This is a genomic window from Bradyrhizobium sp. Leo170, from assembly GCF_004296405.1.
Classification (GTDB): Bacteria; Pseudomonadota; Alphaproteobacteria; order Rhizobiales; family Xanthobacteraceae; genus Bradyrhizobium.
Window position 1 is genome coordinate 1 of record NZ_PSRR01000805.1, and the last position, 766, is coordinate 766.

Annotated in this window: 1 protein-coding gene; it reads left to right on the forward strand. The window is 59.8% G+C overall.

The window, feature by feature from the left end; translation table 11 throughout:
- Positions 1-423: 423 nt before the first annotated feature.
- On the forward strand, positions 424-696 hold the full coding sequence (locus tag CWO89_RS44825) for a hypothetical protein (RefSeq protein ID WP_130230739.1): 273 nt from the start codon (positions 424-426) through the stop codon (positions 694-696).
- Positions 697-766: the final 70 nt, after the last annotated feature.

Below are 766 nucleotides of genomic sequence, written 5' to 3' on the forward strand. Positions count from 1 at the left end.
AAAATGCGTACGGCTCGGCGACGAGTTCTTGCCGAACGACTCATTTGACGCAACGACACGCATTTCCGGGTTAGCGCCACCGTCTCAAGCGCTCGCGCTGAGACGCACCGATCCATCGCGGGCGACTATGCCTTCATAGCGATCACGTATTTTGCGCCATGTGCCGCCTCTAGTAGTGACCTGCGGAGCGGTTGATCCAACCGGGACACGGAGGAATGCCATTGGGCCAGCTGCGGGAACGTTCTCGTCGTGAGGAAGGGGATTCTGGCACACCTTATCATCGGCAGACGATGCCTGTCGGTGGCCTTGAGCGGCCGGCCCCGAGAGCAGGTCGTTGCCCCTTGAGCGGGGCTGGTGGCGCAAGCGGTTTCGAATCCTGCAGGCGCTACGGTGCGTTGGCAAGGAGACCGTCTGGGAGGGGCAATGAACCTCGATGACACGATGGAGGCTGCGCGACAGACCATCGCACAGATGGATAGTCTCTTGACGCGGGCTCGCGAACAACTTGGCCGTTGTGCTTGCCCGTTGGGCGACACCACTATGAGTGCCGCTTCAATTTCTGCATTTGTCGCCGATCAGGACGAAGCGTTTCAAAGGGCGTATGCGCACGAGCAGGCGGCGCTCAGTCACATCCTGCCAGCCCCCCAATCAATGTCGCATGTTCCAAGCACCAAGCCGTCTCAACAGAGAGTGTGACATGATGAGGATGGCGGACGGTGAGCTATTGAATGGTGGTGATGCGACAGACACCGAACGGCTGGCACAG